General features: G+C 77.1%; 6 protein-coding genes and 2 pseudogenes. 4 read left to right on the forward strand and 4 right to left on the reverse strand.

From position 1 onward, the window contains the following. Nucleotides 1-94 (reverse strand): annotated as a pseudogene (locus tag AB0B20_RS28980) (LacI family transcriptional regulator); the annotation flags it as partial. A gap of 236 nt (nt 95-330) precedes the next feature. After that, complete coding sequence (locus tag AB0B20_RS28985) at nt 331-1,011, reverse strand: DUF3159 domain-containing protein (protein ID WP_357386605.1); 681 nt, start codon at nt 1,009-1,011, stop codon at nt 331-333. 92 nt (nt 1,012-1,103) lie between these two features. Between AB0B20_RS28985 and AB0B20_RS28990 the strand changes: the two genes are divergently transcribed. Both AB0B20_RS28990 and AB0B20_RS28995 read left to right on the forward strand, forming a co-directional pair. Next, nucleotides 1,104-1,985: a phosphatase PAP2 family protein gene (locus tag AB0B20_RS28990; protein ID WP_357386607.1), complete on the forward strand. Its 882-nt coding sequence runs from the start codon at nt 1,104-1,106 to the stop codon at nt 1,983-1,985. Between the two features lie 6 nt (nt 1,986-1,991). Beyond that, nucleotides 1,992-2,663, forward strand: a complete 672-nt coding sequence (locus AB0B20_RS28995) for a maleylpyruvate isomerase N-terminal domain-containing protein (protein ID WP_357386609.1) — start codon at nt 1,992-1,994, stop codon at nt 2,661-2,663. Between the two features lie 6 nt (nt 2,664-2,669). On the opposite strand, the gene AB0B20_RS29000 is transcribed toward AB0B20_RS28995, so the two are convergent. Continuing rightward, nucleotides 2,670-3,509, reverse strand: a complete 840-nt coding sequence (locus AB0B20_RS29000) for a DUF1028 domain-containing protein (protein WP_357386611.1) — start codon at nt 3,507-3,509, stop codon at nt 2,670-2,672. A 125-nt stretch (nt 3,510-3,634) separates the two neighbouring features. Between AB0B20_RS29000 and AB0B20_RS29005 the strand changes: the two genes are divergently transcribed. Both AB0B20_RS29005 and AB0B20_RS29010 read left to right on the forward strand, forming a co-directional pair. Beyond that, the gene (locus AB0B20_RS29005) at nt 3,635-4,609 is read left to right on the forward strand and encodes an LLM class F420-dependent oxidoreductase (RefSeq protein WP_357386741.1); all 975 of its coding nucleotides are present in this window, start codon (nt 3,635-3,637) and stop codon (nt 4,607-4,609) included. Nucleotide 4,610: 1 nt separating this feature from the next. Next, the gene (locus tag AB0B20_RS29010) at nt 4,611-5,411 is read left to right on the forward strand and encodes an SDR family oxidoreductase (RefSeq protein WP_357386613.1); all 801 of its coding nucleotides are present in this window, start codon (nt 4,611-4,613) and stop codon (nt 5,409-5,411) included. A 91-nt stretch (nt 5,412-5,502) separates the two neighbouring features. Here the strand turns inward: AB0B20_RS29010 and AB0B20_RS29015 are convergent. Beyond that, nucleotides 5,503-7,239 (reverse strand): annotated as a pseudogene (locus AB0B20_RS29015) (DUF3488 and transglutaminase-like domain-containing protein); the annotation flags it as partial. Nucleotides 7,240-7,361: the final 122 nt, after the last annotated feature.

The following is a 7,361-nucleotide window of genomic DNA, read 5'->3' on the forward strand; positions in this document are numbered from 1 at the left end:
CGGTGGGCGGGTCGTCGAGGTCGAGCAGCGCGCCACCGGCGGTGAACCCGGAGGCGTGGTAGAAGTCGCCGGGCTGCACCAGCCGGTCGTCGGCGCCGGCCGATGGGGGAACGGAGCGGCCGGGTCGGCGAACGGCCTGACGCCCACGGTCAGGCCGGGTGGGCCGGCCGTCCGGCCGACGCAGCGGACCGGCCGGCCCACCACTCCGCCCGGCGACGACCCATGGCGCGAAAAGGCACGCGAAATTCAGCGGTCCAGGGATCACATCCGGGCCGTGGACGGAGTAACGTATTTGACGGAGAGGCCGCTCCCCCCGTGGCGGCCTCTCCATTATTCTGTGCGCGGCGCTCTACGGTCCGTGTCCATCGGGTGCCGCAGCCCCGGATGCCCGGCCGGCAGTGAGCGCCGGATCACCACCCAGCTCCCCGCCAGCGCCGCCGCGATCAGCGGCCAGGTCAGCGCCGCCCGCGCCACAGTCAGCGCGACCACCTGCCCGGACAGCCACAGCGGCACGAACACCGCGACGCGCAGCACGTAGCTGGCGGTCCACACCCAGCTGCCCCGGCCGTACGCCCGCAGCAGCGCCGGGTCGCGCCGCCACCGGGTCCGCTGGCCCAGCGCCGTGCCGACCACCACACCCAGCAGCGGCCACCGCACCACGATGCTCACCGCCCAGGCCAGCGCGCTCGCCGCGTTGGCGGCGATCTGGAGCAGGAAGAAGTCGGCGGCCCGGCCGGTCCGCAACGCGATCAGCGCGGCCACGCAGACCGCGAGCAGCCCGACCAGCACCGAGCGGGGCCGGTCGCCGCGTCGCCACCGCCAGCCGGCCACCGCCGTGCCGGTCAGCACCGCCGCGAGCACGCCGCCGCCCAGCCCGCCGAGCGCCCAGCCGAGCCCGAACGCCAGCGCGGGAAGCGTCGCGTCCACCGCCCCGCGCCGGCCGCCGAGCAGGTCGGCCAGCGACTCCGGCCGGGGCTCGCCCTCCGGTCGCGGCCCTGGCGTGCCGGTCACGGCCCACCTCCTCACATCGCCCGCCTCACCGTACGCCGCCGCCGCTGGCGCTCCGCCGCGCGCCGGAGCGGACCTACCGTTAAGTTGTCCGGGTGCGTGAGACGGCGAGGGGTTGGACGGCGGTCTGGTTGGTCGTACTGGCCCTACTCCAGACAGCCGCGTTCGGGCTGGTGTGGCGCTTCGCCGTACACACCGAACTGGGGCAGTGGCTGGACACGGTGGCGTTGACCGGCAACCGGATCGGCCAGGACCGCATCGACGGTCCGGTGGACACGATCCTCAACGCCATGTCGGTGGTGTCGCTGCTGGCCGCGACCGCCGTGATCGGTTTCATCGCGCTGATCCGGGGCCGCAAGGCGCTCGCCGTCACCGCGACGCTGCTGATCGCCGGCGCGAACGTGACCACGCAACTGCTCAAGCACTACCTGGTCCGGCCCGACTTCGGCATCGACCCGGAACGGGCCGCCGCCGGCAACAGCCTGCCCAGCGGGCACACCGCCGTGGCGGCCTCGGTGGCGATCGCGCTGATCCTGGTGCTGCCGCGCAAGGTGCGGGCGGCCGGGGCGTTCCTCGGCGCCGGGTACGCCGCCGCCGCCGGCGTCGCCACGCTCTCCGCCGGCTGGCACCGGCCCAGCGACGCGGTCGCCGCGTACCTGGTGGTCGGCGCCTGGGCCGCGGTCGCCGGACTGGTGCTGCTGTTCTTCCAGCGGGAGCAGGCGGTGGTCGAGCCGGGCGACGCGCACCGGGTGGCCGGCGCCGTGCTCGGCGGCATCGGCGTGGTGGCCCTGCTGGCCTGCGCGGTGGCGCTGTCCTGGCTGGTCGACCGCTCCACCGTCCCGGTCGAGGCGCTCGGCCGCCGTCCGCTGTTCGTCGGGTACGCGGGCAGCGCGGCCGGCATCGGCGGCACGATCGCCGTGGTGGCCGCGCTGGTGCTGGTCGTGGTGCACCGGCTGGTGCCCCGCTGGAAGGGCTGACCCGCCGTGAGCGACGTACCGGCGGCGTTCCGGTCCGAGTGCGAGCGCCTGGAACGGGTGCTGCGCGACCTGGACGACGCCGCGCTGGACCGGCCCACGCCGTGCCCGCCCTGGTCGGTACGGGACCTGGTCGCGCACGTGAGCACCGGAGCCGGACGCCTGGCGGGGATGCTCGCCGAGCCCGCGCCGCCCCGGGCCGAGGTCGACGCGGCCGCCTACTTCGGCGCGGCCAAGTTCAGCCCGCCGGTCGACCTCGACCGCGTCGAGTCCGCGCGGCGGGCGGCGCGGGAGCACCCGGGCGCGGCCGCCGTTGCCGGGGAGTTCGGCCGGGCCTGGCGGGCCACCGGCGAGGCGGTCGCCGTCGCGCCGCCGGGCCGGGTGGTACGCACCCGGCACGGTGACGCGATGGCGCTGGCGGAGTTCCTGCGTACCCGTGTGGTGGAGGTCGCGGTGCACGGCCTGGACCTGGCCGACGCGCTGGACCGGCCGCCGTGGCTGACCCCGGCCGCGGCGGACGTGGTGGTCGGGGTGCTCACCGGCGGCGTGCCGGTGCCGCCGGGCCTGAGCTGGGACGCGCTGACCGTGCTACGCAAGGCCACCGGTCGGCTGCCGCTCACCGGCGACGAGCGCGCCCAGCTGGCGCGGGCGGGCATCGGCCGGCTGGCCTTCGGCGGCTGACCGGGCTCAGCGCGCCGCGCAGCGCCGCAGGTGCGCCAGCACGATCGGGTCGATCCGGCCGGGCACGAAGCGTTCCTCCAGGTTCTCCAGGCCGCTCCAGGCCGCCAGCGCGTCGTCCAGGCCGGCCGGGCCGACCGGGTGGCCGGTGGCGGCGAGCAGCTCCGCCACCTCGGCCGCGAGCGGACCGGCGAGGTCACGCAGCGAGGCCGGGTCGGGGCGGCCGAACAGCATGTGGTGGATGCCGAGCAGGCGGCTCAGCTCGGAGACCGGGTCCACGTGGTCGTCCACGCGCAGGTCCACCAGCTCGTCGCCGGTGCCGGCGTAACCGCCGTGGCGCCGCACCACGAGCATCGCCGCGCTCTGCCGGCCGCGCCGGTCGCCGCCGGCCTGGTCACCGGCGATGAGCGCGGCCAGCAGGCGTTGCGGGAACGGCAGATCCACGCGGGCCAGCCAGGCGTCGCGCAGCGCGTCGATCACCTGTGGCCCGCTCAGGATGTTGCCCTGCGCGGCCCAGCCGTCGCCGGCCTGCCCACCGGCCCACGGGTGGCAGCGCGGCCCGGTCCAGGTCGCCCCGTCGCCGGCCGCCCCGACCACGGCGAGCTGCCGGTCGTCGCGGCCGGGGTCGGCGGCCACCAGCCCGGCCACCGCGTCGGTGGCGCTGACGCCGGTACGCAGCAGCGCGAGCGCCTGCGACCGGTAGGCGAGGTTGGCGTGCGCCTGGGTGGCGACCGCTCCCACCTGCGCCTCAGCCGCCGGCACCAGCGCCCCGGCGGCGAGGAACCGGCTGGCCACGACGACGCCGTGCAGGAGCCCGTCGGCGGAGCGGGCGACGAGCGAGAAGGTCACGCGCGGATCGTAGCCCGGGTGCGGCGTGCGGGACCGGCGTCGCCGCCCGATCGCCCATATCGGCCTGGATCTTGCTCCCGGCGGTGCCGGACGGGCACGATCGACGGGTGACGAACCGATGGGGCATGACCGTGCCGCTGGGCGGCATCCCGCTCGCCGACCACGCTGCCGTCTACGCGGCCCTCGACGACGCCGGGTTCACCGACGTGTGGTCGTCGGAGGTGGCCGGCGCGGACGCGTTCACCCCGCTGGCCCTGGCCGCGGCCTGGTCGCCGCGGCTGCGGCTGGGCACCGCGATCACGCCGGTGTTCACCCGCGGGCCGGGACTGCTCGCGATGAGCGCCGCCGCGCTGGCCGAGGCCGCGCCGGGCCGCTTCGCGCTCGGCGTCGGCGCGTCGTCGCCGGTGCTGGTGCGGGACTGGAACGCGATCGAGTTCGACGAGCCGTTCAAGCGCACCCGGGACGTGCTGCGGTTCCTGCGGGCCGCGTTGCGCGGCGAGACAGTCGACGGCGCGTTCGACACGTTCGCCGTCCGCAAGTTCACGCTGGAACGCCCGCCCGCCGTGCCGCCGCCGGTCGTGCTGGCCGCGTTGCGCCCCGGCATGCTGCGCCTGGCCGCCGCCGAGGCCGACGGGGTGATCCTCAACTGGCTGGCCGCCGACGACGTGCCGACAGCACTGGCCGAGGTGGGCGAGCGCCGGCCCGGCTTCGAGGTCGCCGCCCGCATCTTCGTCTGCCCGACCGAGGACGCCACGTACGCCCGCGCGCTGGGCCGTCGCATGATCACCGGATACCTCACCGTCCCCGCGTACGCCGCGTTCCACAGGTGGCTGGGCCGCGAGGACTCGCTCGGCCCGATGTGGCAGGCGTGGGCGGCGGGCGACCGGCGGGGCGCCTCCGCCGCCGTACCGGACGAGGTGGTCGACGCGCTGGTGCCGCACGGCTCACCCGAGCAGTGCGTGGCCGCCGTCCGCCGCTACGCCGACAACGGCGTGGACGTGCCGGTGGTCGCGGTGCTGCCCACGCCCGAGATCACCGAGGGTGGCGCGGCGGCCTGGATGGACCTGCTGCCCCGGCTCGCCCCCGGGAAGGTGGCCTGAGATGAACCTGACCGACCGGGTTGTGGTGATCACCGGCGGGGCCGGCGGGATCGGTGCGGCGCTGGGCCGCCGGTTCGCCGCCGAGGGCGCCGCCACTGTCGTCCTGGCCGACCTGGCCGCCGACGCGGCCCGCGCCACCGCCGAGGCGATCGGCCCGGTGGCCGAAGGGGTCGGGCTCGACGTCACCGACGAGGCGGCGGTACGCGCCCTCGTCGAGGAGACCGAGCGCCGCCACGGCCGGATCGACCTGTTCTGCGCCAACGCCGGCGTGGCCACCGGCGGCGGCATCGACGCGCCCGACGCGGACTGGGACCGGGCCTGGCGGGTGAACGTGCTCGGGCACGTGCACAGCGCCCGCGCGGTGCTGCCCGGCATGCTCCGCCGGGGCCAGGGCCACCTGCTGCTCACCTGCTCGGCGGCGGGTGTGCTCACCGCGGTCGGCGACGCCCCCTACACCGCCACCAAGCACGCCGCCGTGGGCCTCGCCGAATGGCTGGCGGTCACCTACCGGGACGCCGGGATCCGGGTCAGCGCGCTGTGCCCGCAGGGCGTGGACACCCCGATGCTCGCCGACGGCCTCGCCGAGGGGCATCTGGGCGCCCGGGTGATCGCCGCGTCCGGGACGATCCTCACAGCGGACCAGGTCGCCGACTCGGTGATCGCCGGGCTGGCCGAGGAGCGGTTCCTGATCCTGCCGCACCCGGAGGTGGCCGACTACGCCCGCCGCCGCGCCGAGGATCCGGACGGCTGGCAGGCCGGGCTGCGCAAACTCGTCCGCAAGCTGCGCGCCGCCGACCGCTGAGCCGGCCCGTCACTGCGGATTCCCGGGTACGGCGGGTCGCACCCGGCGGCGGGCCGCATCCGGCCGGCCGCCGTACGCCCGGCCGGGCCCGTCAGCGGCGCCACCGCAGCGGCCCCGGGTGGACCGTCCACAGCAGCCGGCCCCACCGCGACCGCGCCGCCCGCAGCGTATCGCCGAAGCCCTGACTCAGCCGCGCGGCCCGCTCCGCCTGTTCCGGCGTCACACTGCCCGGCGCGAAGCCTGCCTGGTTGAGCAGGGCGGCCAGCTCGTCGACCGCCGACTCGTCCGGACCGCCGGCCGCCGTGCCGTCCCCGGCCCGGTCCGTGAGCCCGGCCGCGCCGTCCCTGATCCGGTCCGTGGGCTCGGCCGCGTTCCCTCTGGATCGGGCCGCGCGGGCATCGGCGAGCGTCCGGCGGGCCCGCTCGGCCACCTCGGCCGCCGTCAGGTCCGGCCCGACCGGGTGCCCGGCCAGGCGCAGCGCGTCCGTCAGCTCCCGCCACGCGCCCGCGACCCGCGCCTGCGGGTCACCGGCCTCGAGGCGGGAGCGGGTCAGCCGGCGGCGCATCGCGTACAGCACCGCCAGCACCGCGCCGACCAGCAACGCCAGCCCGCCGACGCCGTCGACGACCAGCAGCGGCGTACCGAGCCCGCTCTCGTCCCGGCCGGGGGCGGGCGCGGCGGCCGGGGGCGTGGCGCTCGGCTCCTCGGTGGGCGCGGGCACCTCCGACGGCGGCGGATCCTCCGGCTTCGGCCGGAAGTCCTCCTCCACCGGGCGGGGCTCGGAGTCCGGGCGCGGCATCGGGTCGAACGGCACCCAGCCGACGCCGTCGAACAGCACCTCCGGCCAGGCGTACGCGTCGGCGGCCCGCACCGGCCCGTCGCCCCTCGGCTCGAACCCGACCACCACCCGGGTCGGCAGGCCGGCGAGGCGGCCGAGCACCGCGAACGCGGCGGCGAACTGCTCCGAGGTGCCCCGTTGCCCGCCGCCGTTGCGCGGTCCGAACAGGAAGAACGCCAAGTTCGGGTACGCGTGCCCGCTGGGCGCGTCAGCTGTCACCCGGTAGTGCTCGGCCAGGAACGTGGCGATCGCGTCGGCGCGCGCGTACGGGGCGCCGTTCGACTCGGCGAGTTGGGTGGCGAGCCGTCGCAGCGGCTCCGGCGCCCCGTCGGCCACCCGCAGCACCCGGGCCACCTCGTCACCGGCGGGCACGTTCGCCGTGCTCAGCAGGTTCACATCCGGGCGCTCCCGAATCGAGGACACCTCGTACCGCAGCCCGGGCGCGAGCCCTTCCGGCCGGATCAGCGTCCCGGTCGCCGGGTCGTACGCCACCCGCGCGCCGGTCACCTCGCGCGGCGTGGGCACCGCCGGCAGCAGCCGCCCGGTCAGGTCGCCGACGGTGATCTGCTGGCGCACCTCGTCGGTGCCCGTGCCCGGGGGCGGCTCGGCGGCGGGCAGGATCCGCCCCGCGTTGCGGTACGTGGCCCCGACCCGCCAGGTCACCCCGTCGTAGTCGCTGAGCACCGCCAGCCGGATCCGCGGCGGCCCGCCCTCGCCGGCACCCGCGACGGTGCGCACGTCGAGCAGCCGCTGGTCCGGGTTCAGCGCCCACCCGGAGATCCGGATCAGCGGGTTCTCGTCCAGCGACTCCACCCGCGGCGGCTCCACGTAGCGGCGTGGGTCGACCGGCCGCTCGTCGACCTGGGCGGCCACCACCGGGGCGAGCAGCGCCGCCAGCGCCACCACCACCGCCAGCCCGGCCGCGCTCGCCGCCGCCAGCCGCAGGCGCACCGCCGCGCGTACCGCAGGGGTCAGACCGGCGACCGGATCGGGTGCCGGGCGGTCGCGGCGTCCGGGCGGAAGGTGAGGCTCTTGCCCGCCTCGATCTGGTCGCCGCCGCAGGTGATCACCAGCCGGTTCTCCACCAGGCGGTTGTAGAGGCAACCACCGCC

It is taken from the genome of Micromonospora sp. NPDC049151 (genome assembly GCF_040648395.1).
Lineage (GTDB): Bacteria > Actinomycetota > Actinomycetes > Mycobacteriales > Micromonosporaceae > Micromonospora.

Bases quoted from the DNA above. Each gene is read 5' to 3' on its own strand.
- AB0B20_RS29010 (WP_357386613.1), top strand. From the start codon at position 4,611: ATGAACCTGACCGACCGGGTTGTGGTGATCACCGGCGGGGCCGGCGGG.
- AB0B20_RS29005 (WP_357386741.1), top strand. From the start codon at position 3,635: ATGACCGTGCCGCTGGGCGGCATCCCGCTCGCCGACCACGCTGCCGTC.